A 26,597-nucleotide genomic window follows, 5' to 3' on the forward strand; every position below is an offset into this window, starting at 1 on the left:
AAGAGCAGTTTGCAGCGCAGCGTATCGAATTCAAGTGCCGAAACAACACACTAGGTCGTGATTCGTATCTGGCGATTGTCGGGCGTCCGAAACCGCTCGCCAAACCCGAAAATTTGGCTATGGTCCGCCGCGTCTCACCGAGTTTCCCTCCTATGTCCGCTATCTTCGAAAATATCCCCCCGCTTCTGATTTTTGCTGCCTTTGTTGCAGGCTTCATAGACTCCATTGCAGGAGGTGGAGGACTTGTGACCGTACCCGCGCTGCTTTTGGCTGGTTTTTCGCCTGTTGAGTCACTCGGCACCAACAAGTTGCAGTCATTGTTCGGCTCGGCCTCGGCAACCATGGCCTACGCCCAGAAGGGTCACGTACATCTCAAAGCGCAATTGCCATCGGCATTGATGTCGGCACTGGGCGGTGCCGGCGGCGCTTTGCTAGCGGGCTTTCTGCCAGGAGACGTTCTGCGGGCATTTCTGCCAATTCTGCTGATTGCCATCGCTGTCTATTTCGCGCTGAAACCCAACATGGATGACATGGACCGCGCCCGGCGGATTACACCGTTCCTGTTCGGTCTAACGATTGTACCCCTCATCGGCTTCTATGATGGCTTGTTCGGCCCAGGCACCGGTTCATTCTTCATGCTCAGCTTTGTTTCAATTGCCGGTTATGGACTGCTCAAGGCGACGGCTCATACCAAGCTGCTGAATTTTGCTTCCAATCTCGGTGGTTTCGCTACCTTTGCTCTTCTCGGCGTTATCAACTGGAAGATCGGCTTGCTCATGGGCCTGGCACAGTTTGCCGGAGCACGAGTTGGCGCCGGCCTGGCGATGAAATCAGGTGCAAAAATCATCAAGCCGCTGTTGATCGTCGTCTGCCTGGCGTTGGCAACGAAACTGCTTTACTCGGATAATCCGCTTGGTGCGTGGCTCGCCGGACTGTTTGGCGCTTGATTTTATCTAGAATCGCATACTCAACAGGATCACCCCGCCAGCTGTTAGCAGGACGCCGAGCCAGTTGAGTCCGGAAAGCTTTTCGCCGAGAAAGGCAACCCCGAAGATCGCCACCATGACGATGGAAAGCTTGTCGATCGGTGCGACACGCGCCGCATCGCCAATCTTGAGTGCTCGGAAGTAGGCGAGCCACGACGCGCCGGTTGCCAGCCCTGAAAGGATGAGGAACGTCCACGTCTTCCCGGAGATCGTTGACAGACCCTGCCACTGCCCACTGACCGTGAGGAATAGGCACAACGCCCCGATGATGACGAAGGTTCGAATGAGTGTGGCAAAATCCGAGTTGATGTTCTCGATACCAACCTTGGCAAATATGGCCGTCAGCGCCGCAAACATGGCGGAAACGACAGCCCAGAATTGCCAGCTTTCGGTCATCAGAATTCAATGCCCTTCTGGGCCTTGATGCCCGAACGGAACGGATGTTTGATCATTTCCATCTCGGTGACAAGATCCGCGAATTCGATAAGCTCATCCTTGGCATTCCGCCCCGTGATGATCACATGTTTCATGTGCGGCTTCTGCTTCAGAACCTCGATGATTTCTTCGACCGGCAGATAGTCGTAACGCAAGGCGATATTCAATTCGTCGCAGAGCACCAGCTCGGTTTCATCGTCGAGAATCATCGTCTTCGCCTGTTCCCAGGCACTGCGCGCCATAGCGATATCGCGCGAACGATCCTGCGTCTCCCAGGTAAAGCCCTCGCCCATGGCCGAGATGGTGACCTGCTCCGGAAATTTCTCCAGAACCCAACGCTCACCCGTATCCCACGAGCCCTTGACGAATTGCACGACGCCTATCTTCATCCCATGCCCGAGAGCGCGGAACACGACGCCAAAGCCGGCAGTGGACTTACCCTTGCCCTTGCCCGTATTGACGATCACCAGGCCTTTTTCGTCTGTCTTCGTCGCAAGGATCTTGTCGCGCACCGCCTTCTTCTTGCGCATCTTGTCGGCGTGGCGTTGGTTGATTTCCTCTTCGGTCAGATTTTGTAACTTTTGTGATTTTTCAGCCATTTGGCGTCTCCTTCCGAATCAAAATTGTCAGGCAGCAAGGCTGCTGAGTTCGTAGCGAGCGGAATTGGACCGCGGCGTCCAGAATCCGCGCGTCACCGCCTCCTCCAGCTTCTGTGCAATATCGCGCAAAGCGTGAGGGTTCTTGTCTTTCAGAAAGCTTCGCACTTCCTCGTCCACCAGGAATGCCTGATAGACGCCCTCGAAATGATGATCGCCGACAGCGCCCGTTGTTGCGGCGAACGCGAAAAGATAGTCGACGGTTGCTGCCATCTCGAACGCCCCCTTGTAGCCATGACGCATAACACCAGCGATCCACTTCGGATTGGTAACACGGCCGCGAACCGTGCGCGCAATCTCTTCCTCAAGGGTCCGGATAACCGGCTTTTCCGGCCGCGAGTGGTCGTTGTGGTAAATCGTCGGCTGCTCGCCGGACACCAGTTCCACCGCCGCCGACATGCCCCCTTCGAACTGATAATAATCATCAGAATCGAGGAGATCGTGCTCACGATTGTCCTGATTCTGCACAACCGCATTCACTGTCCGAAGCCGCTCTTCAAGCAGCCCACGCTCGGCTGTACCCTCCTCGCCAGCGCCATATGCATAGCCGCCCCAGACCAACCAGGCTTCGGCAAGATCATCGCGCTTGGCCCAGTCCTTTTCGTCGATCAACGCCTGCAATCCGGCACCGTAGGCTCCCGGTTTGGAACCGAAGACACGGAAACCGGCACGCTGCCTGGCAAGCTTTTCATCGCTGCCTTCTGCAACGAGCCGCGCCAGCTCACTGCGCATGCGGGCGGCGATCGGATTGTCACTCTCGTCCTCATCCAGTGCGCCTGCGGCACGGACTGCGGTGTCGAACAGAGCAATCTGGTCAGGAAATGCATCGCGGAAGAAGCCCGAAATGCGTAGCGTGACGTCGACGCGCGGGCGCCCGAGCAGGGCTGTCGGAATGATTTCGTAACCGGTAACGCGGCGGGATGCCATGTCCCACACCGGCTTGACGCCAATCAGCGCCAGCGCCTGCGCGATATCATCGCCGCCGGTGCGCATGTTGGATGTCCCCCAAGCGGTAAGGCCGAATGAAGTGGGCCATTCGCCGTGATCCTGTGTATAGCGGCGGATCAGGAGCTCGGCTGATTTCTGCCCGAGTTCCCACGCCGCTGGCGTTGGTACGGCGCGACTGTCGACTGAAAAGAAATTGCGGCCGGTCGGCAACACGTCGGGGCGGCCACGTGTTGGCGCGCCGGACGGTCCCGGCGCAACGAAACGGCCGTCCAGCGCGGTAAGCAACGCGCTCATTTCTGCATCTCCGCAGGCGGTTACTGCAGGATGGAGATTGGTCCGTATGCCTTCGAGAACCAACGTCGTATTTTCCCACTCAGACGGGCATTCGGCCTCGCCCGCAACGAGCTTTGCTGCCAGCAGTTCGACACGCTCCACCGTGTCGCCAGTGATGCGCCAAGGAGAATCAGAGACATCCTGCAACATCTCCGGATGCACACCATTCCACGGCGCAGCCATGTCGCAGTCGAGCGGGTCGAATCCCGCAAGACCGAGATCAAGTGCAATCCCACGTTGAAGGCTTTGATCGGCTCCATGACCAGCGCCGCGCGGCACGCGGGCCAGCGCGACAACAAGATCCGTCAACAAATGTCCCTCTGGTGACCGGCCGAAAATATGCAGCCCATCACGAATTTGCATTTCCTTCAGGTCGCAGAGATAAGCGTCAAGTTTCTGCAGGGCGAGATCGTCGGGATCGTGGTCATGAATACCAGCATCATGATCGAGACCGATATCGCGGACCAGATCGAGTATCTGGACTTTCAGGCGCACGAGTCGGCGGGGATCGACACCCGAAGCCTCATAGTATTCGTCCACCAACGCTTCGAGGTCCTTCAGCGGACCGTAGCTCTCCGCTCGCGTCAGCGGCGGCGTCAGGTGATCGATGATAACGGCTGATGAACGGCGCTTGGCCTGGGTGCCCTCGCCCGGATCATTGACGATGAACGGATAAATATGCGGGACCGGTCCGAGGACGGCCTCCGGATAGCAGTTCTCCGACAGGGCAAGCGACTTGCCCGGCAGCCATTCCAGATTGCCATGCTTGCCGACATGGACGATGGCGTGGGCGCCATAGACCACGCGCAGGTAAGCGTAGAAGGCGAGATAGCCATGCGGTGGCACGAGATCCGGAGAATGATACGTATCCTTCGGATCAATGTTGTAGCCGCGTGCCGGCTGGATACCGACCAGTGTTTCGCCAAAGCGCGCAAGCGGCAGCGCGAAAGTCTGCGTGCCCTTTACGAAAAATGGGTCAGCCTCAGGAGCGCCCCATCGTTCCGTAATGGCCTGTTGAATCGGCTTAGGAAGCGACTGAAAGAAGTTCTTGTATTGATTCAGAGAAATCGTTTCGCGGACTTCCCGCCCGTCGCTTGCCGCATTGGTCGGCCCCGCCATCATATGGTTGATCAACGCGTCGCCATCTGATGGCACATTGGTGACTGCATAGCCATGTTCGCGCATCGTGTTCAGCACATGCCACGTTCCAGCAGGCGTATCGAGCCCGACACCATTGCCGAGGCGGCCGTCCCGGTTGGGATAATTGGCCATTACGAGCGCGACGCGCCGCGTCTCGGGTTTCGTGCCGCGAAGCCGGGCCCAGTTCGCAGCCAGCGCAGCGACAAATTCGACCCGGTCAGGCTGCGGTTCATGCGTAACGATATTTGTCTCGACCGCCTCATCATATTGCCGCGCCGATTTGAACGAAACCGCGCGCGACAGCACACGGCCATCCACCTCCGGCAACGCCACATTCATGGCAAGATCGCGCGCCGAAAGTCCCTGGTCCGAATTGCGCCATTGATCGGCACTCGACCCGGAAAAGATCACCTGCAGCACGATGGCGCCATCGTGCTCGAGCACGGTCGGTTTGCGTGCCGCGCCCGGCGCTGATACGGCAAACCCCGTTGCATTGAGCACGACGGAAGGCGGCGCTTCACCGAAGATGGCTTCCAGCGTTGCCACAGACACCGGATCCTTCAAGCTCGAGACAAACACCGGCAGCGGGTTCAAGCCCTTTGCCTTTAGCGCCTCAATCAGTGCCTCCACTGGCTGCGTCTGCCCGCTCTGTACCAGCGCGCGATAAAAGCAAATCGCAATCGCGGGTGCATTGTCCAGCCAATGGCCGCGCATCTCGTTGAGCGAAGGCGCAGCACTTCCCGGCCACCACAGTCCGGCCTTCAGCAATGGCGCCGCATCTTGCGGCTTCTCCTCACCGTCGATCAACGCAGCACAATAGCCGAGAAACCGCTGAGCGTTCTGCGCGCCACCTTCAAGCAGGTAATGCCACAGCGCATCGCGATCCTGGCGCGCGATCGTGGAAAACCGGTCGAGTCCCGGATCTGGCTTGTCATCCCCCGGGAGCACGGCCAATTGGACCTTGTGATTGATCGCGCAAGCGTGCAGCGCTTCCAGTCCATAGGGCCAGTAGCTCTCGCCGCCGATCACCCGTACGACAATCAGCTTCGCATGTCGTGCCGTTCTTTCGACGTAGGCATCGACGGACATGGGATGTGTCAGCGCCATCATGTTCGCAAGGCGCAGAGACACCTCACCTGTCCTCTGCCGCTGTGCTGAAGCGAGGCTTGCCAGCTCTGTATCAGCGGCCGAGAGAAACAGCACATCTCCCGGCGTCTGACCGAGATCAATCGCCTCTGTGCCTTCGGCTATCGTGCCTTTCTGAGCGAGAAGGAGATGCATTCAATTGGCCTGCTGTTACGCCGCGGCGGCATTCATCGCGGTCTCAATCGCTGCCGTATCGATGTCATGGAGACCGATCACCACCAAGCGCGTCTGGCGCTCCTCATCCGGGTGCCAGCTGCGATCGAAATAATGCTCGATCCGCGACCCTACCGCCTGGACAACAAGACGCATCGGCTTGCCGGGAACGTCGACGAAACCCTTCAGCCGCAGCACGTCGTGATCGGCAATCACGCCCTTGAGCTTCTCCACGAAGGACTTTGGCTCGGCCACCGGGCCAAGACCGACCACGAAGCTCTCGAACTCGTCATGATCGTGTTCTTCGCCCGCTTCGTGCTCCATCTCATGGTGCGATTTGCGGTTGGCGATATCCTCTTCGGTGCCAACGCCAAGCCCGAGCAGCAGCTGGTTGCTGAGTTTGCCGAAGCTCGCTGGAACCATGTTGAGCGCGCGCGATGACCGACTTTGCACATCGCCCTTCACACCGTCGAGCTGATCGCCGTTGATCAGGTCGGTTTTGTTCAGAACGATCAGATCGGCCGCGCGAATCTGGTCTTCGAAAAGTTCTTCGAGCGGGCTGTCATGATCCAGGGACTCGTCCTGCACGCGCTGTGCGTCGACCTTGTCATGATCGTCGGCAAACCGGCCTTCCGAAACAGCGGCTGCATCGATGACTGTCACAACGCCGTCGACGGTGACCTGTGTCTTGATTTCGGGCCAGTTGAAGGCCGCCACGAGTGGCTGCGGCAAGGCCAGACCCGATGTCTCGATCACGATATGGTCGGGGCGATCAGGCCGGTCGAGAAGCTTCGTCATGGTCGGAATGAAATCATCCGCGACGGTGCAGCATATGCAGCCATTGTTGAGCTCGATTACGTCTTCGTCGCGGCAGGCTTCGATACCGCAGCCTTTGAGCAGGCCGCCGTCAACGCCAAGGTCACCAAACTCGTTGATGATCAAGGCAATACGCTTGCCGTTGGCATTCTCGAGAAGGTTTCGGATCATTGTCGTCTTGCCCGAACCCAGAAAGCCGGTGATCACAGTCGCCGGAATCTTCTTTCCATCATGCGGCTTTTGACCCTGCATGTTTTTATCCCTTCATTTTGAGCGGCAATCCTGCCGCCACGAAATAGACTGTTGTCGCAGCTTGCGCCACGGCTTGATGGAGGCGGCCCGCGTGATCGCGAAACGCACGTGCCATGCGGTTTTCCGGAACGATTCCAAGACCGACCTCATTTGATACGAGCACCACGGCGCCCTTGAGGTGCGATATCGCAGTAACAAACGTCGCAGTCTCCTCCTCTATGTCTCGCTCACCCATCATCAGATTGGTGAGCCATAGCGTCAGGCAGTCGACGAGGATCGCACTGTTGGCGGTGCATACTTTTTCCAGAGCACCCACTAGATCGAGCGGTTCCTCGATAGTTGTCCAATTCGGACCACGCCGCGCCTTGTGTAGTTCGATCCTCTCCGACATTTCGTTATCCCACGCTCTGCCAGTTGCAAGAAAGACAGCATCCATACTCGATGCCTCGATCAAGCCTTCGGCAAAGGAGGATTTGCCGGAGCGCGCACCGCCCAGAATAAAGGTAACTCCGCGCTCCAGCGACGACATCAGCCCTCGAGCTCCGATGCAGCATAGTGTTGAATTGCCCAGCCAAGCGCCGTTCCAAGCACTACCCAGAAGAACAGATTGGTAGCTAGCGTCGACACGGCAAACTCTGAAGCCAGTGTCGGGGGGACTGGTGACGTGAGATCTTCAACTTCCGGGGCACCGTAAACATGCGGTGCAACGATCAGCACAACGCCCATAACCTTCGTCCAGATCTCTTGGCGAAGCACAATGAGGTAGACTCCGCCCGCCGTAAGCAGGACCGTTATGAGCCACCAGGCTTGCCGTGCGGCCAGGTCAGCCGCAGGCATGGCCGGCAGTTCTGGTGCAAGACTGAATGCTGGAGCGAAGTTGAATATGAAGAACCCGGCAAGCCCCCAGTAGATGCCATTTTGCAAAGTAATTCTGCGACCAAGGAACAGCGCGGCTGCCCCGGTAACGAGTGCAAAGCCGGCACCAGCTACGAGGTTGATCAGCAGTGTGTTGCCTAACCGTCCAAATGGCAGCTCTGGTCCTGCCTCATCCTCGTGAACATGCGGCGCAACCGCTTGAGGTGCGCTTTCAGCTGTCGCAGCGTCTGTCGCCGCAGCAGTGTCGTGGCTATGTTCGTGCCCGCCAGCATTCTCATACTCTTCGGCATGGAGAATAAGCGGGACGTTCCGCACATACATGGCTGGCGTCAACAGAATACCAGCAAACAGTCCGGCTACAATTGTAGCCAGGAGATACTTGACCAACATGAGATCTGCTCCCAATCCCTAATGCAAACCGCCGGGTACGCAAAAAACGTCCCGGGCAAACAAATCGTAATTTTTCAATGCTTAAGCGCTGACGGCTGGATCAGATTGTTCAGCCAATTCAGACTTAGTGGCAAGGGAATCCGTATGAATGGCGGGTGTCATGCGCTGTGTCATGCAGCGTTTCGGAATGCGAAAGTCCGACACCGTAAATGATGAACACGCCGAGCATTAGCGAGAACACCGCCGTCGTCAGACGCGATGCGAGCGGGAGAGAAATCGTAGTCGAAGTACGAGCAGCAGCCATAACAACCTCCGTGCAGGGCCAGAAGGGACTATCCCCTTCGGTTTTGGGCACTATTACCCTATGACTGGCAGGTCTCCTGGCTCACGGGTCGCAAGATCAATGCCGCCTTCCCGGTTTCCCAGTGGCTGCCATCCGCTTTCGCTTCAGGCGCTGACATTGACCCTCGCCGCTCTACAGTCGCGGGGTCGGCTGCGGTTAAGCCGCCCTGATGGGTACGGCCGTCGCATTCCCTTTTGATCCCTTGGCCTTTGGCCGGTTCGGGAACCAATCATAATTTGACGTTATTCATCAAGCGCCAGGAATGTCAAACGAAACTGCGACATCAAGCACTGTTGCCGCGTCATCGTTGTACTTTGAGTGCGAATAGCCCGTCGGTATCGAGTACATCAGACAGTTGGCCGGCTATGGAATCAAGAGCCGCTTCAACTCCAGCATTATAGTTGAACGCGTCAGCGGCGATTCCCATGGATCGTAACAATGCCGCCCTGAAGGCATCCGCGCCGAACAACCCATGCAGATAGGTACCGAAAACCTTTCTGTCTTCGGACGTCGCTCCATCCGGTACGCCGTTGATACGCGCAGCCGGCCGCAAGCAATCGGGCCCCGTCGTTCGCCCAAGATGAATTTCGTAACCCCTCAACGGCAAATCGAATTGCAGCGAATGCGCTTCGACATTGCGGACGGTCTTTTCCGGCTCCATGATCGTGTCGATATCAAGATGACCGAGCCCCTCGACCTCGGTGACGCTGCCTTCAATCGCGTCCGGATCACGCACCGTCCGGCCGAGCATCTGATAACCGCCGCAAATGCCTACGATATGCCCCCCGCGTCGCCGGTGCATTTCAAGATCGCGGTCCCAGCCGTTTTCTCGGAAGTGCAGCAGATCGGAGATTGTCGATTTGGAGCCGGGAATAATCACGAGCCCTGCATCAGCGGGCAACCTCTCACCGCTTCGCACCATGACCACATCCACTTGTGGTTCTGCCATGAGCGGATCGAGATCGTCGAAATTAGCAATGCGGTCGAGGACAGGAACAGCGATTTTCAATGCGCGCCCCTCACCCTTGACCAGACGTTCCAGGACAACAGAATCTTCCGCCGGGAGCCGGGATGCGTCCTTCAACCAAGGGACCACTCCAAAAGATGGCCAGTTGGTAAATTGTGTTATTGCTCGCAGGCCATCGTCAAATAGCGAGACGTCGCCACGAAACTTGTTGATGATATAGCCCATGATCATGCCACGATCTTCTGGCTGCAGGATTGCGTGCGTTCCGACGATGGATGCAATCACACCTCCCCGGTCAATGTCTCCGACAAGGACAACCGGCACATGCGCGCGCGTGGCAAAGCCCATATTGGCGATGTCGCCTGCCCGCAAGTTGATCTCTGCAGGCGAACCAGCTCCCTCGACTATTACGAGGTCAGCCCCCTCGCATACGATGTCCCACGACGCCATGACAGCATCGAGGAGCTGTGCCTTGAATTTCTGGTAGTCCCGGCCCTTGGCCTGTCCCCAGACCTTGCCTTGGACAATGATCTGGCTGCCGGTCTCCGATTGCGGTTTCAGGAGCACGGGATTCATATGAACCGACGAGGGTACGCCGCATGCGAGTGCCTGCAACCATTGTGCCCGGCCGATCTCGCCGCCATCATCGCTGACCGCAGCGTTGTTCGACATGTTCTGCGGCTTGAACGGACGAACTTTCAGCCCGCGATTACGCGCGAGCCGGCAAAGTCCGGCCACCAGGACCGATTTCCCAACATCAGAGCCAGTTCCCTGCAACATGATTGCGTGCGTCATGGGCTTTGAGTAGCGGATATGTCTTTCTCTTCCTAGTCCCATGCAAATCGTTGCACCACTTGATGCTTGGGATAGAGTGCAAAGAACAAGAATACAGGGAGGTTACCATGGACACGCTGGTCGATTCGGCTGCCGGTCAGTTCGAGCTCAACGAGGATCAACTGGTGATCCAGGACATGGCCAGGGCGTTTGCCGCTGATCGCGTGGCGCCCCATGCGCTCGCCTGGGATCGCGACAAGCATTTTCCGGCAGATGTGATCCGTGAAACCGGCCCGCTCGGCATGGGCGGCATCTATGTGCGCGAAGACGTGGGCGGCTCAGGACTCAAGCGGCTGGACGCGGTGCTGATATTCGAGGCGCTGTCAGCCGCCTGTCCAGCGTTCTCGGCTTTCATATCGATCCACAATATGGGCACATGGATGATTGATCTCTTCGGTAATGAGGAGCAGCGCCAGCGCTTCGTGCCGCAACTGACGTCCATGGAGTTGTTGGCGAGCTACTGCCTGACCGAGCCCAATTCCGGTTCGGATGCTGCGGCGCTGAAGACCCGTGCAATCCGCGAGGGCGATCATTATGTGCTGAACGGCGCCAAGCAGTTCATTTCTGGTGCAGGCGATTCTGATATCTACGTCACGATGGTTCGCACAGGCGAAGATGGCCCCAAGGGAATATCCGCGCTCGTCATTCCCAAGGATGCGCCCGGACTGGCATTCGGTGCCAATGAGCACAAGATGGGCTGGAACGCCCAGTCCACAAGGCAAGTCATTTTTGAGAACTGCCGGGTTCCTGTTGAAAACCGGCTTGGCGAGGAGGGTGATGGCTTTCGCATTGCCATGGGCGGGCTTGATGGCGGACGCCTCAACATAGCTGCCTGCTCGCTCGGCGGGGCGCAGTCGGCGCTCGACAAGGCGGTTGCCTATGCTTCCGAACGCAAGGCGTTCGGCAAGACGATCAACCAATTTCAGGCGTTGCAGTTCAAGCTGGCCGACATGGAGACGGAACTGAGTGCGGCCCGCATGCTGCTCTACACTGCGGCCGCAAAGCTCGACCACAAAGCGCATGACGCCTCGAAATGGTCGGCGATGGCCAAGCGCTTCGTCACCGATGTCGGATTTGACGTCGCCAACGACGCTCTACAGATCCACGGCGGCTATGGCTATCTTCACGATTACGGCGTCGAGAAAATCGTACGCGACCTGCGTGTTCACCAGATTCTGGAAGGCACAAACGAGATTATGCGGGTTATCATCGCGCGCCACATGACGGCCCGCTGAATCAATATTGCATCAGGGAGAACGCTGCGATGACAACAGTCGCTTTTATCGGTCTTGGACATATGGGCAATCCAATGGCCGCCAATCTGGTCAAGGCAGGCCACACGGTCCACGGTTTTGACCTCTTGCCCGAGAACCTGAATGTGGCGCAGGGCAATGGTGTGACGATCATGGCCAATGCCGAGGCGGCCGTTGCGGGCGCCGATGTCGTAATCACGATGTTACCGGCGGGAAAGCACGTGCTCTCCGTCTATGAGTCTGTGGCCAAGAGTGCAAAAAGCGGTACGCTTTTCATCGACTCCTCGACGATCGACGTCGACTCTGCGCGCAAGGCCCACGAAATCGCCCAGGCGAATGGGCTCAAATCGGTCGACGCGCCGGTATCGGGCGGTATCGGCGGTGCAGCGGCGGGCACGCTGACGTTCATGGTCGGAGGCAGTGCCGATGCATTTGCCACAGCCGAACCAATCCTCAAGCCAATGGCTGGCCGCATCGTGCATTGCGGCGAGGCTGGCAACGGTCAGGCTGCCAAAATCTGCAACAACATGATCCTCGGTATTTCTATGATTGGTGTCAGCGAAGCTTTCACGCTGGCAGAGAAGCTAGGCCTGTCGCACCAGTCCCTGTTCGACGTTGCCTCGACCTCGTCGGGTCAATGCTGGTCGCTGACCACGTATTGTCCGGTCCCTGGACCGGTCCCGACCTCGCCCGCCAACAATGACTACAAGCCAGGTTTCGCGGCGGCACTCATGTTGAAGGACCTGAAGTTGTCACAGGAAGCTGCAGAAAGCGTTGGTGCAGCGACCCCGCTCGGCGCCCATGCCAAGGAAATCTATGAGCGGTTCGGCGCGGAAGGCCATGAAGCCTCGGATTTTTCCGGGATCATCAACTATTTGCGAGATGCAAAACGGCAAGACTGAATTCTTGAAGAAACGTCGAGAAAATTGCCGAATTTAGATTTGCTTAAGCTCTCGATAACTTCGCGGTAACGATGTCCGGTTAAAACTTTACGGGTTAGCAGATGACTCTGCTTCCCGCTCCGGATCAGGTACTGCGTACCGGAGTTGTTCCTTCTGCCAGCGTACCGTCCGGCAGGAAGCCATGCGTATTTGGCAAAAAACCGCGCTGCTCCCCAGGGACAGGGCGGTTTTCTGATTTTACCAATCGAGCAGATGAGGAAAAACCGCCGCCTTTTGCAGGCAGCGGCTTCAAAACTGGCAGTCTTCGCTGGCGGCTATTAGCCGGCCGAGCGTGTCCAGATGAACGAAAGCGCGGAACCAATGCCGCTCTTTACGTTGCTGGAAGGTGCATTGCGCTTTTCGGTGGCATTCCACGAAATGTGCACGCGGTTATTGCGGTTGAATATATAGAGCATTTCTGCACCTCGAAGAGAAAAACGTTGTTGCTGCTCAAATGCGCTTTCTGCCTAAAGTTTGATCAGGAAATTTCGCCATGGCGTGTCGCATTTACAGTACTGGCCCTTGCATTTTTGCATGACCGGTATGCAAAAATCGATTTGCTGAGCCTTATTGCTGCGGCAGTCGTCAGAAGTCCCGGTAAAAGTGTGCCATGGCGCACATGGAGAAGCCCGTTATGCGCCCGGCACCAGACGTTTGTAATTGGCACGCAGGGTCTTCCTGCCGGGTTTAAGCGCCGCACGTGTCGCTTTACTGACAGCTGCATTGACCAAGGACGTGGGTGATTTCCCGCTCATCACGTCGAGCCAGAACGTCGCCGCAGAATTCATGACGGACAGCTGGGCTTGAACAACGCCATCCATCGCCGCCGCGACCTTTTCGGAAACTGCACGATTGGCCTCGGGCCGGCCTGCCTTATCCGTCATGCTCTCCATCGCCATCACCGGAAGCCGCATGGCGATAACCATTGCGGCCAATTGCGCATCGGCGACATGGCGCTGCTTTTTTCTGACTGTTTTCATGTCCCATTCCCTTTGAGTGGAATACAAATTCGGGAGAGAATGCTCGACTCCAACAAATATGCAGGTTGCGACACAGGTCAAACCGTTTGATCAAGTCAGATTGCCTAAAGCATTGATCTTTCGTTCATTCCTTTGTTACGATGCCTTGATGAGCGTGTACCATTTGACATCGCAAAGATTATCCCGGCGTCGCTATATCGATAGGCGTTGTCGCGATATACCGCATTTATTCAATGAAACCATTGCATTCTGGCGGGATAAAGATGCCAAATGGCACATAAGCGAACAACTGGGTAAGGCAGTACCAAGTTAGAATTCGTTTTCGGGTGAACTGTCAAAATGAGTGGGAGATAAAGCACATGAAGAAGCTGCTCGCTTCAACTATCTTGGCCGCTGGTCTTTTCGGCTATGCCGGATCGGCATCGGCCCAGGAATGCGGTACCGTTACGATTGCCAACATGAACTGGCCGTCGGCCGAAGCTTTGGCCAACCTGGACAAGATCATACTTTCAGAAGGTTATGGCTGCGACGCCGAGCTGGTTGCTGGCGACACGGTTCCAACGTTCACGTCGATGTTGGAAAAGGGTCAGCCGGACATCGCGCCGGAGGGCTGGCTCAACACTGTCCGCGACCTCATTGAGAAAGCCGTCAAGGAAGAAAGACTGGTCCTCGCAGCGCCCGCCATTACCGAAGGCGGCACGGAAAGCTGGTGGATCCCTAAATATTTTGCCGATGCGCACCCGGACATCAAGACGATTGCGGACGCGATGAAGCACCCGGAACTGTTTCCCGCTCCGGAAGATCCTAAAAAGGGCGCGGTTTATAATTGCCCGTCGGGTTGGGCTTGCCAGATCACGACCACCAACTTCTACAAGGCGTATGGCGGCGACAAAAACGGCTTCATGCTTGTTGATACGGGTTCGGCAGCGGGTCTCGATGGTTCGATCGCCAAGGCCTATGAGCGCAAGGAGCCTTGGCTCGGATATTATTGGGGCCCTACCGCAATCCTCGGTAAGTATCCCATGGTCAAGCTCGACAATGGCGTACCATTTGATGAAGCCGAATGGAAACGCTGCACTGTCGTTGCCGATTGCCCTGATCCAAAGCCGAATGGATGGGCGAAGTCAGATATCTATACGGTTGTCACGAAGAAATTTTCCGACGCTGCTGGCCCCGCCTTCGACTATCTGAAAAAGCGGCAGCTTTCGACTGAAGAATTCAACAAGCTGCTAGCATGGATGGTCGACAACCAGGCTACGGGTGAAGACGGCGCCAATTATTACCTCAAGAACAATGAGGCGGTTTGGACAAAGTGGGTCTCGCCGGAAGCCGCAGAGAAGATCAAAGCTGCCGTGCAATAATTGTCAGATACGGCGAAGCAAGGCTTCGCCGTATCCCACTCTTGATAGGTTGAACGCCATCACGTTCAACCGCTTCAGCCATTCTGAAAGCTTAGCGCTTGGGGTGGCTATGGAAGGGGCACCGACAAATGGATTGGTTTTACTCATTTCCCAATATGAATGACGACACGCTGCGCAACCTGAAAAAGGCGATGGACGAGGGTTTCAAGGCTTTCACCCGTCAGTATGGCGATGTCATCGAGTCGTTTTTTCAACCCCTGCAGTATTTCCTTATTCAGGCAGAACGTTTTATGACGACGACGCCGTGGCCAGTCATGATCGTTCTCATTGGCGGCATTGCCTGGATTGCCAGCCGCAACTGGAAGATCGTAGGCGGCACTATCCTGACCCTTCTCCTGATCGGCTATTTCGATATGTGGAGTGATGCGATGAAGACCATCGCCATGATCTTCGTCGGAACGGTCGTTTCGATCGTCGTCGGTATACCGATTGGCATTGTGATGGCGCGTTCCGATGGTTTCCAGCGAATGGTCAATCCCATTCTTGACGTAATGCAGACAATGCCTAGCTTCGTCTATTTGATTCCGGTTGTGATGTTGCTCGGCATCGGCAAGGTGCCAGGCCTCATCGCCGTGGTAATCTACGCTATTCCGCCGATGATTCGCCTGACTAATCTTGGTATCAGGCTCGTTGACAAGGACGTCCTGGAGGCAGCTGACGCATTCGGTTCGTCGAGTTGGCAGCGATTGAGAAACGTCCAGATCCCCCTCGCTCTTCCGACAATTATGGCCGGTATCAACCAGACGATCATGATGGCGCTAGCCATGGTGGTTATCGCGTCGATGATCGGTGTCCAGGGTCTTGGGCAGCCCGTGCTGCGTTCGGTGAACGGCCAGTTCTTCTCACTTGGACTTTTCAACGGCCTTGCCATCGTCGGCATCGCCATCATCTTCGACCGCGTTAGTCAGGCCTATGGCAAGCGTCTTCAGAAACATCAGGAGGTCGTCCATGGCTGATCGCAACATTCAAGGCGCCGGCATCAGAATCAAGAATCTCTACAAGATCTTTGGTAAAAGACCCTCTGCCTATGTCGACGCCGTCAAGAAGGGCATGTCCAAGACCGAGCTGAACGAACAACATGGCCACGTCCTCGGTCTGCGCGATATCAATATCGATATGCCCGCGGGCTGCATCCAGGTGGTTATGGGCCTTTCGGGCTCGGGTAAATCCACGTTGATCCGCCATATCAACCGGCTCATCGATCCAACGGCAGGCGAAGTGATTGTTGACCAAGCCGACGTTTGCAAGATGAATCAGAATGATCTGCGCCAGTTCCGCCGCCACAAGACGGCGATGGTGTTCCAGAAGTTTGCCCTCCTGCCCCACCGCACCGTGCTCGATAACACCGTGTATGGCCTTGAGATACAGGGCCTGTCGCGGGAAAAACAGGAGGAACAGGCCAGGCGCTGGATCGGCCGAGTGGGCCTTAAAGGGTTTGAGGATCATTATCCTAACCAGCTTTCCGGTGGCATGCAGCAGCGTGTCGGTCTCGCTCGCGCGCTGACCAATGATGCTCCTATCCTCCTCATGGATGAAGCATTTTCGGCGCTCGACCCGCTTATTCGAATGGACATGCAATCGGTTCTTCTCGATCTGCAGAAGGAAATCAAGAAAACGGTCGTCTTCATCACGCACGATCTCGATGAGGCTTTGCGGCTGGGCGATCGCATCGCAATCCTTCGTGACGGTGAAGTTGTTCAACAAGGAACCGGTCAGGATATCGTTCTCAAACCTGCGGACGAGTATATTTCAAGCTTCGTGAAAGAGGTCAATCGCGGCCGGGTCATCATGGTTGACACTATCGCCACTCAATCCGGCGCGCCATCTGCAACGGGCGGTGTGACAGTTAAAACGGGCACAATTCTTGAAGAAGCTGCCAAGACAATGACCGACGCCAACCAGCAATACGCAACGGTTATTGATGATAACGGGAAACCTACTGGCGTCATTAGCATGAACAATTTGATTCAAGCGATGGTCACGCCGATTAGCCATCTGACATCGAAAGCTGCGGCGGAATAACCAACGCATTAGGTGTCGCTTCCCTTGCGCTCGGCGTCGCTCACGCCGCGCACCCTGCGCCCTGCTCTGGCGATAGTGCATCATCACCTGTGACAGGTGCGAATGAGGGCAAGAGCAATGAGTGAACCTGCAGTTGAGATCGATGCGAACGCATCAGCCCGGGACCATGGCAGACGTGGCGGGCGGGCGCGGCCACGCAGCGTTGAAAGCGGTGCTTTCGATCAGCCACCGTTTCGGCAGCTCAAAATCCCATTCGCACCGACAAAGATCGTTTCCGATGACGAACTTGAATCGATCCACGATGCATCGCTTAAAGTGCTGCAGGAGATCGGCGTCGACGTTCTACATGACGGCGCGCGCGAAATCATGAAAAAGGCCGGCGCCGATGTCACTCCCGGTACGATGCGTGTTCATTTCGATAAGGACATGATCCTCGAATATGTTGGATGTGCTCCGTCGGAATTCACACTGCATGCCCGCAACCCTGCCCATAATGTCCGCTTCGGCGGCAACAATCTGATCTTTGCCCAGATGGGTTCGGCGCCGAACTGCTCTGATACCGACAATGGCCGGCGCTCGGGTAACCAGGCGGATTTTCGCAATTTCCTGAAACTGGCGCAGATGCACAATATCATCAACACGACCGGCGGCTACCCCGTAGAGCCGATCGACATCCACCCTTCAGTGCGCCATCTCGAATGCATCCGCGATCTCGCTATGCTGACCGACAAGCCGTTTCACATCTATTCTCTCGGCAAGGAACGCAATCAGGACGGAATTGAAATCGCCCGCCTCGCCCGCGGCGTCAGCCACGAGCAGCTGCAGAACGAAGCGTCCTGCTACACGATCATCAATACGAATTCGCCGCTCAAGCTCGATGTGCCGATGCTCGAAGGCATCATCCAGATGTCGGGCCGCGGCCAGATTGTCATTGTCACGCCATTCACGCTGGCCGGCGCCATGGCCCCGGTGACGATTGCCGGAGCTTTGGTCCAGCAGAATGCCGAAGCGCTAGCTGGTATCTCCTTCACGCAGATGGTCAAGAAGGGCGCTCCCGTCGGTTATGGTGGATTTACCTCCAATGTTGATATGAAATCCGGTGCCCCTGCCTTTGGCACTCCGGAATACATGAAAGCACAGATGGTCGGCGGTCAGCTGGCCCGCCGTTATCGCATTCCTTACCGCACATCCAACGTTTGCGCAGCTAATACGGTGGATGCCCAGGCTGCCTATGAATCGGTATTCTCGCTTTGGGGCGCGATCCAGGGCGGCGGCAATTTCATGCTGCATTCCGCGGGCTGGCTGGAAGGCGGGCTTTGCTGTTCCTATGAAAAGATGATCCTCGATTTCGATCTCCTGCAGATGGTTGCGGAATTCCTGACACCGCTAGATCTGTCGGAGGATGCGCTGGGCCTCGATGCCATGCGCGATGTCGGCCCAGGCGGCCATTTCTTTGGCACAGCCCACACCCAATCCCGCTACAAGACCGCCTTCTATGCACCGATCATTTCCGACTGGCGCAATTACGAGAGCTGGCAGGAGGCAGGCTCGCCCACGGCCATCAAGCGCGCCAACCGCATCTGGAAAGAGCGGCTTGCGACCTATCAGAAACCGGCGATCGATCCCGCGATCGAAGAGGAAATCAACGCCTTCGTCGCCAAGCGCAAGGCCGAAGGCGGCGCTCCAACGGACTTCTGACGCTTGAATCAAACTCTGAACACATTGAATCACATTTACGATAAAGAGGCATAAGAGTATGAAATCGCACGTTAAAGCAGTGGTCATTGGCGGCGGGGTTGTCGGATGCTCTGTGCTCTATCATCTTGCACGCGCTGGCTGGACGGACGTGATGCTGATCGAGCGCTCGGAACTGACGTCCGGCTCCTCCTGGCACGCGGCCGGCGGTTTCCATACCCTCAACGGCGATCCGAACGTTGCCAAGCTGCAGGCTTACACAGTCAGCCTCTACAAGGAGATCGAGGAACTTTCGGAACAATCATGCGGGCTGCACCTCACGGGCGGCGTTATGATGGCGGATAGCCCAGAACGCATGGATTTCCTGCGTCTGGCGCATGCGCGTGGCCGCTATCTTGGCATGGATACGGAACTGATCACGCCGTCTGAAGCCAAGGCAATGTTCCCTTTGATGGATGAGACCAACTTCGTTGGCGCCATGTGGGACCCGGTCGAAGGTCACCTCGACCCGTCAGGCACGACCCATGCCTACGCCAAAGCTGCGCGCAAACTCGGAGCCGAAATCACTCTCCGCAACCGGGTTGTTGAACTGACGCAGGAGACCGATGGAACCTGGAACGTCGTCACTGAACAGGGCACGGTGAAAGCCGAGCATGTCGTCAATTGCGGTGGCCTGTGGGCCCGCGAAGTCGGCCGGATGGTCGGGCTTGAACTGCCGGTTCTCGCCATGGAGCACATGTATCTCCTCACCGAAGACGTTCCTGAGGTCATGGAATTCAATAAGTCCACGGGGCGCGAACTCATCGGTGTCATGGATTTCAAGGGCGAGATCTATACGCGCCAGGAGCGCAATGGCATACTGCTCGGCACCTATGAAAAGGCGGCAAAGCCGTGGTCGCCGGTCAACACGCCGTGGGATTTCGGCCACGAATTGCTGCCACCGGATATTGACCGCATTGCCCCTTCCCTCGAGGTCGGCTTCAAGCATTTCCCCGGAATCGAGAAGGCCGGCATCAAGCAGATCATCAATGGGCCCTTCACGTTCGCGCCGGACGGCAACCCGCTAGTCGGACCGGTTCCTGGCCTCACCAATTACTGGACAGCCTGCGCCGTCATGGCCGGGTTCAGCCAGGGCGGCGGCGTTGGCCTCGCCCTCTCCAACTGGATGGTGCATGGCGAGCCCGGCTTCGATGTTTGGGGCATGGACGTCGCGCGCTTCGGCGAATGGGCGACCTTGCGTTATACCAATGCGAAGGTACGCGAAAACTATTCGCGCCGTTTCTCGATCCGCTTCCCCAACGAGGAACTGCCGGCGGCGCGGCCGCAGCAGACCACGCCGCTCTACGACACAATGGTCGCACAGAATGCGGTCATGGGCGATTCCTGGGGGCTCGAAACCCCGCTCTGGTTTGCGCCCAAAGGTACTGAAGCGCGCGATATCGTTTCCTATCATCGTTCGAACGACTTCGAGCATATCGGCAATGAGGTGCGGGCAACGCGGACAAGCGTCGGCGTCACCGAGATCGCCAACTTCGCCAAATATGAAGTGACTGGCGCTGGCGCCGAGGCATTCCTGTCGCGCCTGATGACCAACACCATGCCGAAGACCGGGCGCCTGGTCCTCACTCCCATGCTGAACGAGGAAGGCAAACTCATCGGTGACTTCACCATCGCCAAGGCCGGCGATGAGCGTTTTCTGATCTGGGGATCGTCCGCAGCGCAGCGGTACCACATGCGCTGGTTCCAGAAGCAGCAGCCGAAGGACGGCACGGTGCGCATCCACCGCTTCGACCAGAGTCTTGTCGGCCTGGCCATCGCAGGTCCGAGATCGCGTGACCTTTTGGCCAAGCTAGTCGACGAAGACGTCTCCAATGCTGCGTTCCGGTTCATGGATTTCCGCGAAACGGCTGTTGGCGGTGCGCTGTGCATGGTCAACCGGATCTCCTACACTGGCGATCTCGGTTACGAAATCTGGATGGAACCTGCCTATCAGCGTCTCGTCTACCAGGCGATCAAGGATGCCGGAGCCGAATACAACATCGTTGATTTTGGCATGCGCGCCCTCCTCTCGATGCGGCTTGAGAAGAATTTCCCGACCTGGTTCCGCGAACTGCGTCCGATCTACGGACCATATGAAGGTTCAATGGACCGCTTCATCAAGCTCTCCAAGAACGATTTCATTGGCCGGGAAATAGCTGCCAGAGAAAAGGCCGAACTCGATGCCGGAACCAGCACGAAGTTGCGCCGGGTCTCGTTCTTGATTGACGTGCCGCATGGCGAGGGTGCTGCTGACGTGATGGGCGATGAGCCGATCTGGGCCAAGACCGCCAAGGACTACGGGACCGTGCAAGCTGGTCATGGCGTCGGCGCTCCGCGCTTTGACGCAACCGGTGAGGTCGTTTCCGACGAGGGCGACAAGGGCGCCGTACAGGGTGAATGGCGCGTGGTTGGTTGGGTCACATCCGGCGGCTACGCCCACTATGTCGGCCATTCTATGGCCCAGGGCTATGTTCCGGCCGAACTCGCGACCAACGAAAACAATGGCTTGTTCGAAGTCGAAATTCTCGGCGTCCGCCGTTCCGCCCGCATCAATATCGAGCCGCCGTTCGACCCGTCAGGCGAAAAGATGCGCGGGTAGTTCGAAGGCCGAGATAAAGGGCAGGCCCTTGCGCCTGCCCGTCCAGCCAACGACGACCAATGCGCTTGCCGCTTCGTCATAGCGCTGGGCCAGAGCCCATGACTTGCAGTCGATGGCGGCTGCATCCGCTTTCCCGGCAGCAACCGCCGCGATTGACGCGCGATGCGCCCCTGTTTCGACGAGGCTGGCAAAGATATCGAGCGTCTCGTGCTGGGAGGCAAGGTCTCGTTGCAGCGCCAGATAGCCGGACATCGAATCGTGACTGTTGAATGCAAGCCTCTTGTTCCGCAGCAGGTCGAGAGGCAGCGATGCCTTTCCGTCCTTGGGAGCCGCAGCTGCAGCCCCCTCGCCTCGGCGCATCACGAGCGCACTGGAGTAAAGTTTGCCTGCCCCACCCTCGATGCCCGAATAGTCGTCCTGCCCAATCACGTGAACATGGGGTTCGAGTCCGAGCTCCATAGGGCCCCAGCAGGTCTGAGCTATGAGAAGATCGGGATGGAGCCACAATGTTGGCCGGTCGAGTTCATCCGGCGGAAGTGTCGCCGGATCAGGTGCGATGAGTGTGCCCGCCGCGTCTCTGATGCCGCCGGGAACCGGTGGAAGATCGGCGTTGCGACGTGAGAGATGTTCGGGAGCGTCGTATCCGTTCGCGCGCAGGATGTCGCGCATTCTTACCCATTGCACATCAACTTCAGTGCGCAATTCGGGCCAGTCGTACATTGGCAAAGCCGCCACAAGTGTCATGTCGTATGCTTACTCTGTCGGCGGCTCGGCGGGAATTGGAACTGTAGATCCACCCTGCAAACTTATGCCATGGCGTCGTGGACGGAAAGCCCGTGCTGGAGCAGGTTCACGGCGGAGCACGGGGTGAACCACGTCCTGCTTCTTGCGAAAGGCATAGGCCCGCAGAATCTCGAAGTAGTTGCGGAAGACATAACCGCCATTCATCCGCTGCCATTCCTCGCGCTGCTCGCGATAGAGCTGCGGCAGGTCATACCAGGGCACAGTCGGCTTCTTGTGATGGACGAAATGCAGATTGTTGTTGAGGAAGATCAACGCCAATGGGGATTTTTCCACGATAACCGTCCGCCCGTCCGGGCGCTCTGACCATTGATGCTCGCAATAACTACGGATGGAGATGATCGACAGGCCCCAATACACGGCGGTCAGCGCATATATCCAGAGTGGAATACCAAATACGAACCATACGATCGCAAGCGTGGGTATGAGCCCTGCCGCGTGCAGCAGCCAAGCCGTGCGAGCCTTGTTGTCGCCGCCGGAAACCAACTTGATTTCGCTGAATACGAAGCCAATCACCATGAGTGCAGGCCCGATGACGACGCGTCCGACGAGCGAGTTGTTCCAGTTGAGCAGAGTTCTGACAGGCGCAGGCAGTTTTTCCCAATCGCCAAGGGCACGGTAGTAGCTCTCCGGGTCATCATAGGGATCCGTCAGGCGCTCGTCCGCGTGATGCTTGAGATGCAGATGCTTGTAGCGGCGATAGGGAAACACTAGACCGATCGGCAGAGACACCATTATCTCGTTGATAGTGCCATTGCGAGTCGGATGACCATGCAGGACCTCGTGCTGAAGCGACGAATGGAACGCGACTGCTATGGCCATTAACGCCAGTGCAAAAACAGGCAGGACGGGAAATAGATAATATCCGGAGATGAACCAAAGTCCGTAGCAGGCGGTCATTAGGCCAATGGTCGGCCACTCAATGCCGAGGCGCCGTCGCGCGGGCTGGGATGCTGTTATGTCGGTATGTCTTTCTGATTCCATGTTTTTCATGGTCTCATTGTCAGGAACTGTCAGCAATGCTATTTTTGTGAGAAAGTGTTGATTTTGCGCACCAAACGGTGCAATTGTTGTGCAAAGTAAACAAAGCTGTATAAAAATGGATAAACGCGATCTTTCCCGCTTGTTTCAGGAGCGTGTCAAAAGCCTGCTTGTGCGCAGCGGCGAGAACCAATCGTCATTCGCAGCCTCCGTTGGAATCGACCGGTCTGCGCTCTCGCAGCTTCTGTCTGGCCAATCCACGCGGCTCCCCCGTGTCGAGACGCTGCTCAACATTGCAGAGCGCCATTCCGTCTCGCTCGACTGGCTACTTGGCCTCAGCCAGGATGAAGGGATCACCGGCGAACTGCGCCCCAGTCTCGAAATCGAACAAGGGTTTGACAATCAGACATTGCTTGTAAAATGGCATGCGGACGCAACCGGCACGAAGATACGCTATGTACCAGCCCGCATTCCCGATCTCTTGCGCACACAAGGTGTAATTGCCTACGAGACCTCCATGGTCCACCGCGACCCGGCAACACAGATGAGCGAAACCGCGTTCCGTCTGGACTATAATCGCCAGCCGGGCACCGACATGGAAGCCTGCATGCCATTCCAGACCCTTCAGGATTTCGCGGCCGGTTGCGGTATCTGGAGGGACCTTCCACGCAAAGCACGCCTTGAACAGTTGCAGCATATGGCGTCGCTGCTCGACGAATTGTATCCATCCTTCCGGCTCTATCTGTTCGATGGGCGGGAACGCTACTCGGTTCCCTACACGGTATTTGGCCCCTATCGCGCCGCGATATTCGTCGGAGAGATGTATTTGGTCCTCTATACGACCGAAGCCGTGCTAACCATGCAGCGACACTTCGATGGGCTGATCCGTGTGGCCAAGGTCAATGCCCATGAAGTCGCGAACTATGTCGCCTCACTCAAAGTCGTTTGATCGGCATTCCTTGTCGCAATTGATTATTGACCACATATAAAGACTTCTTTATATCGTTATCCATTCAATCCCACAGGAATTTATGCGCCATGACCATTGCAAATCCACTTGCTGACCTCATCGCTGAAAAAGGCGTTTTGCTTGCTGACGGCGCAACCGGGACGAACCTGTTCGCCACCGGTCTGGAAGCAGGAGAAGCGCCCGAGCTTTGGAATGAGGCTCAGCCCGAAAAGATCACGGCGCTGCATCAGGGATTTGTCGATGCCGGCGCGGATATCATTCTGACCAATTCTTTCGGCGGCACTCGGCATCGTCTGAAGCTGCATCATGCGCAGGATCGCGTATTCGAACTCAACAAGAAGGCTGCGGAGCTCGCACGCGGCGTCGCTGATCAGGCAGGCCGGAAGGTCATCGTCGCGGGCTCGGTCGGCCCAACCGGCGAACTACTCGTTCCGCTGGGCACTTTGACTGAACAAGACGCCGTCGCGGCTTTCACCGAACAGCTGGAAGGCTTGAAGGCTGGCGGCGTTGATGTAGCTTGGATCGAGACGATGTCTGCTCCGGGCGAAATACGCGCAGCTGCAGAGGCAGCCGTCAAAGTGGGCCTTCCTTATGTCTATACCGGATCATTCGATACCGCCGGCAAGACCATGATGGGCCTACCGCCGAAGGACATTCACGGTGTGGTCGACGGACTCGCGCAACGCCCGGTTGCTGTTGGCGCCAATTGCGGCGTCGGTGCGTCGGATATTTTGGCTTCTCTTCTCGACATGAGCGAAGCCGATCCTTCCGCAACGATTGTTATCAAAGGCAACTGCGGCATACCGGAATTTCGCGGCGCGGAGATCTTCTATTCCGGCACTCCGGAACTGATGGCCGACTACGCCCATCTCGCAATCAATGGCGGCGCAAAGATTATTGGTGGCTGCTGTGGCACATCATTCGAGCATCTGGCGGCAATGCGCAAAGCGCTCGACAGTCACACGCATGGCGCGCGCCCTTCTGTCGAGACAATCGTCGAGACCATCGGACCGATGCGCAACAAGCTCGCAGCTCACGCTGACGACATGCCAAAGCGGGAACGCCGCGGACGGCGTGCATAAATAATTCCGACGCAGAACCAGCGGTTTCACCCGCTGGTTCTGGTCAGCACTATTCTGGCGACCTCAGAGGTCCTCGATCTCGCGGCGGACCCTCTTCAGGATTTCGCGCAACTGCTCGGCCTTCTCTGCTGTCAGCGATCCACTGCGAAGCTTCGAGCGAAGCGCAAAGCTCAATGCATGCATCTCTTCACCCAACGCAGCATTGTGTATCTCGCCTGAAGCGTTGTCGAGCTGGCCGTTGATCTTGTCTAGCTCGGCCCGGTTCTCGTCGAGATAGGCGAGCCCCTGATCTGTAATCGTATAGAGCCGTTTGTTGCCGGTTGTGGTGGAGGTGACAAGATCGGTTTCCTCCATCATTTGCAACATCGGGTAAATCGCACCGGCACTCGGGCTGTAGGCCCCCTGGAATCTCGCCTCCAGCGCCTTGATGACGTCATAGCCGTGACGCGGTTCTTCCGCGATCAAGCCGAGGACAACAAGGCGCAATGCGCCTGGATCGAACATGCGTGGGCCGCGCCCGCCAAACGGGCCGCCTCGATGCCGCCCGAACGGGCCGCCGCGTCCGCGCCCGCCAAAGCGGCCGCCGCCTTCGCGCGAACCTGACATGGCTTCAACGCGTGACCAGTGATCGGCGTGGCCGTGGTGATTTCTGCAATGACCGTACATGGAATGATGTCTCCTAGATATATCTTTCATAAGCTATATCTATACAAAGATATATCTTTTATCAAGGCAACGATATATCTTTTAAACGCATTTTCGATTAAACATTTGAAATAGATCAGGTATTTTTATAACGGAGACGTGCTTCAGCTCTTCGCAAAAGCATCCATGTGAAAGCGCATCTGCGGCGCACTGTAGGTGTACTCGCGTCCCACGGGACAGGCGCGACGCGCCAGGCAACCGCCATTCAGACACGCCTCCCCATCTCCAGAGGCAAGATGGGCACGACAACGAACGACATCATATCCGCCATCGGAGAAAGCATTCACCGGGCAGGCCGAAAGGCACGGCTTGTCCTGACAATCGTCACAGGGATGATGTTGCGGAATGTCGCCAGGCAATTCGAGCACGCGACCAAACAGCAGCGCTCCGCGAAAGGCATGCCAAAGCCCGTATTTTGGATGGATCAATATCCCGAGCGGAGAAGCACGCAATCCCTCGGCGTACATAGCCCATTGCTGGAAGGGCAGATATGGCCGATCAGAGGGAAACACGGCCGTCGCACCAAATCGTGCTGCAACGGCAGTCAGAACATCTTTGGACCATTGATCGAGCGGATCCTGTGCATCCGGATGGTCCTGCCACCACCGTGTGAAATGCGGCCAAATAGATGATCCGAAGTGGCCGACAAGGACGACGCTTCGAAAATGCAACCCTCGGATCAAGGGCGAACGGAGGTTCGCTTCTTTGAAAGCAAAACCGCCGCGCCGGACCAAACCGTATGGCTCCAGCGCGGCGGCGATATGATCTCGTATCGGTTCTGCAAGATCATCCTGCATCAGAACCCTTTACCGCGGAGGCCCAGACTTCCTTGT

24 protein-coding genes and 1 riboswitch are annotated in these 26,597 nt (G+C 57.0%); of the genes, 10 read left to right on the forward strand and 14 right to left on the reverse strand.

Features of this window, described 5'->3' with window-relative positions; all coding sequences use genetic code 11:
• Positions 1 to 152: 152 nt before the first annotated feature.
• Entirely contained in the window at positions 153 to 947 is a 795-nt protein-coding gene (locus CU102_RS05970; protein ID WP_106710110.1) for a TSUP family transporter, read from the forward strand.
• 6 nt (positions 948 to 953) lie between these two features.
• On the opposite strand, the gene CU102_RS05975 is transcribed toward CU102_RS05970, so the two are convergent.
• The 8 genes from CU102_RS05975 to CU102_RS06010 all read right to left on the reverse strand — a co-directional run bounded on the left by CU102_RS05975 (position 954) and on the right by CU102_RS06010 (position 10,236).
• Positions 954 to 1,382 carry an EamA family transporter gene (locus CU102_RS05975; protein ID WP_106710111.1) on the reverse strand — a complete coding sequence of 143 codons (429 nt, stop codon included), beginning with the start codon at positions 1,380 to 1,382 and terminating at the stop codon, positions 954 to 956.
• Positions 1,382 to 2,020 (reverse strand): cob(I)yrinic acid a,c-diamide adenosyltransferase, encoded by a 639-nt coding sequence (gene cobO / locus CU102_RS05980; RefSeq protein WP_106710112.1) that lies wholly within the window; start codon positions 2,018 to 2,020, stop codon positions 1,382 to 1,384. Before cobO ends, CU102_RS05975 begins: the two co-directional genes overlap by 1 nt.
• A gap of 27 nt (positions 2,021 to 2,047) precedes the next feature.
• Entirely contained in the window at positions 2,048 to 5,779 is a 3,732-nt protein-coding gene (gene cobN / locus CU102_RS05985) for a cobaltochelatase subunit CobN (RefSeq protein ID WP_106710113.1), read from the reverse strand.
• Positions 5,780 to 5,794: 15 nt separating this feature from the next.
• Complete coding sequence (gene cobW, locus CU102_RS05990; RefSeq protein ID WP_106710114.1) at positions 5,795 to 6,865, reverse strand: cobalamin biosynthesis protein CobW; 1,071 nt, start codon at positions 6,863 to 6,865, stop codon at positions 5,795 to 5,797.
• A 4-nt stretch (positions 6,866 to 6,869) separates the two neighbouring features.
• On the reverse strand, positions 6,870 to 7,394 hold the full coding sequence (gene cobU / locus CU102_RS05995) for a bifunctional adenosylcobinamide kinase/adenosylcobinamide-phosphate guanylyltransferase (RefSeq protein WP_106710115.1): 525 nt from the start codon (positions 7,392 to 7,394) through the stop codon (positions 6,870 to 6,872).
• Positions 7,394 to 8,131, reverse strand: coding sequence for a CbtA family protein (locus CU102_RS06000; RefSeq protein ID WP_106710116.1), 738 nt, complete (start codon positions 8,129 to 8,131; stop codon positions 7,394 to 7,396). Before CU102_RS06000 ends, cobU begins: the two co-directional genes overlap by 1 nt.
• Positions 8,132 to 8,255: 124 nt before the next feature.
• Positions 8,256 to 8,435, reverse strand: a complete 180-nt coding sequence (locus CU102_RS06005; protein ID WP_106710117.1) for a CbtB domain-containing protein — start codon at positions 8,433 to 8,435, stop codon at positions 8,256 to 8,258.
• A 49-nt stretch (positions 8,436 to 8,484) separates the two neighbouring features.
• A riboswitch (cobalamin riboswitch) is annotated at positions 8,485 to 8,719 on the reverse strand.
• Between the two features lie 56 nt (positions 8,720 to 8,775).
• Positions 8,776 to 10,236 (reverse strand): cobyric acid synthase, encoded by a 1,461-nt coding sequence (locus CU102_RS06010; protein ID WP_106710118.1) that lies wholly within the window; start codon positions 10,234 to 10,236, stop codon positions 8,776 to 8,778.
• 107 nt (positions 10,237 to 10,343) lie between these two features.
• Between CU102_RS06010 and CU102_RS06015 the strand changes: the two genes are divergently transcribed.
• A complete protein-coding gene (locus CU102_RS06015; RefSeq protein ID WP_106710329.1) occupies positions 10,344 to 11,510 on the forward strand; it encodes an isobutyryl-CoA dehydrogenase in 1,167 nt (388 codons plus the stop codon).
• A 29-nt stretch (positions 11,511 to 11,539) separates the two neighbouring features.
• Positions 11,540 to 12,430: a 3-hydroxyisobutyrate dehydrogenase gene (gene mmsB / locus CU102_RS06020; protein WP_106710119.1), complete on the forward strand. Its 891-nt coding sequence runs from the start codon at positions 11,540 to 11,542 to the stop codon at positions 12,428 to 12,430.
• 317 nt (positions 12,431 to 12,747) lie between these two features.
• Here mmsB and CU102_RS29720 read toward each other — a convergent pair whose 3' ends face one another.
• Complete coding sequence (locus CU102_RS29720; protein ID WP_166648320.1) at positions 12,748 to 12,885, reverse strand: hypothetical protein; 138 nt, start codon at positions 12,883 to 12,885, stop codon at positions 12,748 to 12,750.
• Positions 12,886 to 13,101: 216 nt separating this feature from the next.
• Entirely contained in the window at positions 13,102 to 13,449 is a 348-nt protein-coding gene (locus tag CU102_RS06025; RefSeq protein ID WP_106710120.1) for a hypothetical protein, read from the reverse strand.
• Positions 13,450 to 13,808: 359 nt separating this feature from the next.
• On the opposite strand from CU102_RS06025, the gene CU102_RS06030 reads away from it, so the two are divergent.
• From CU102_RS06030 to CU102_RS06050, 5 genes are all read left to right on the forward strand, one after another.
• Positions 13,809 to 14,810: an ABC transporter substrate-binding protein gene (locus CU102_RS06030; protein ID WP_106710121.1), complete on the forward strand. Its 1,002-nt coding sequence runs from the start codon at positions 13,809 to 13,811 to the stop codon at positions 14,808 to 14,810.
• 128 nt (positions 14,811 to 14,938) lie between these two features.
• Positions 14,939 to 15,826, forward strand: coding sequence for an ABC transporter permease (locus tag CU102_RS06035; RefSeq protein ID WP_106710122.1), 888 nt, complete (start codon positions 14,939 to 14,941; stop codon positions 15,824 to 15,826).
• Positions 15,827 to 15,833: 7 nt separating this feature from the next.
• Entirely contained in the window at positions 15,834 to 16,892 is a 1,059-nt protein-coding gene (locus CU102_RS06040) for a quaternary amine ABC transporter ATP-binding protein (RefSeq protein ID WP_425351528.1), read from the forward strand.
• Positions 16,893 to 17,009: 117 nt separating this feature from the next.
• Positions 17,010 to 18,590, forward strand: a complete 1,581-nt coding sequence (locus tag CU102_RS06045) for a trimethylamine methyltransferase family protein (RefSeq protein ID WP_106710124.1) — start codon at positions 17,010 to 17,012, stop codon at positions 18,588 to 18,590.
• A gap of 58 nt (positions 18,591 to 18,648) precedes the next feature.
• A complete protein-coding gene (locus tag CU102_RS06050) occupies positions 18,649 to 21,225 on the forward strand; it encodes a GcvT family protein (RefSeq protein ID WP_106710125.1) in 2,577 nt (858 codons plus the stop codon).
• Here the strand turns inward: CU102_RS06050 and CU102_RS06055 are convergent.
• Positions 21,202 to 21,969 carry a PhnD/SsuA/transferrin family substrate-binding protein gene (locus tag CU102_RS06055; protein ID WP_106710126.1) on the reverse strand — a complete coding sequence of 256 codons (768 nt, stop codon included), beginning with the start codon at positions 21,967 to 21,969 and terminating at the stop codon, positions 21,202 to 21,204. The genes CU102_RS06050 and CU102_RS06055 overlap by 24 nt on opposite strands.
• Positions 21,970 to 21,978: 9 nt before the next feature.
• On the reverse strand, positions 21,979 to 23,019 hold the full coding sequence (locus CU102_RS06060; protein ID WP_106710127.1) for a fatty acid desaturase: 1,041 nt from the start codon (positions 23,017 to 23,019) through the stop codon (positions 21,979 to 21,981).
• Positions 23,020 to 23,125: 106 nt separating this feature from the next.
• On the opposite strand from CU102_RS06060, the gene CU102_RS06065 reads away from it, so the two are divergent.
• Together CU102_RS06065 and bmt are read left to right on the forward strand one after the other, a co-directional pair.
• Positions 23,126 to 23,956, forward strand: coding sequence for a helix-turn-helix domain-containing protein (locus tag CU102_RS06065; RefSeq protein WP_106710128.1), 831 nt, complete (start codon positions 23,126 to 23,128; stop codon positions 23,954 to 23,956).
• An 89-nt stretch (positions 23,957 to 24,045) separates the two neighbouring features.
• A complete protein-coding gene (gene bmt, locus CU102_RS06070; RefSeq protein ID WP_106710129.1) occupies positions 24,046 to 25,059 on the forward strand; it encodes a betaine--homocysteine S-methyltransferase in 1,014 nt (337 codons plus the stop codon).
• Between the two features lie 63 nt (positions 25,060 to 25,122).
• Here the strand turns inward: bmt and CU102_RS06075 are convergent, their stop codons facing one another.
• Both CU102_RS06075 and CU102_RS06080 read right to left on the reverse strand, forming a co-directional pair.
• Complete coding sequence (locus CU102_RS06075) at positions 25,123 to 25,725, reverse strand: PadR family transcriptional regulator (RefSeq protein ID WP_245425230.1); 603 nt, start codon at positions 25,723 to 25,725, stop codon at positions 25,123 to 25,125.
• Positions 25,726 to 25,868: 143 nt separating this feature from the next.
• On the reverse strand, positions 25,869 to 26,561 hold the full coding sequence (locus CU102_RS06080) for a hypothetical protein (RefSeq protein ID WP_106710131.1): 693 nt from the start codon (positions 26,559 to 26,561) through the stop codon (positions 25,869 to 25,871).
• Positions 26,562 to 26,597: the final 36 nt, after the last annotated feature.

Source organism: Phyllobacterium brassicacearum (assembly GCF_003010955.1).
In the GTDB taxonomy this organism is placed as follows: Bacteria; Pseudomonadota; Alphaproteobacteria; order Rhizobiales; family Rhizobiaceae; genus Phyllobacterium; species Phyllobacterium brassicacearum.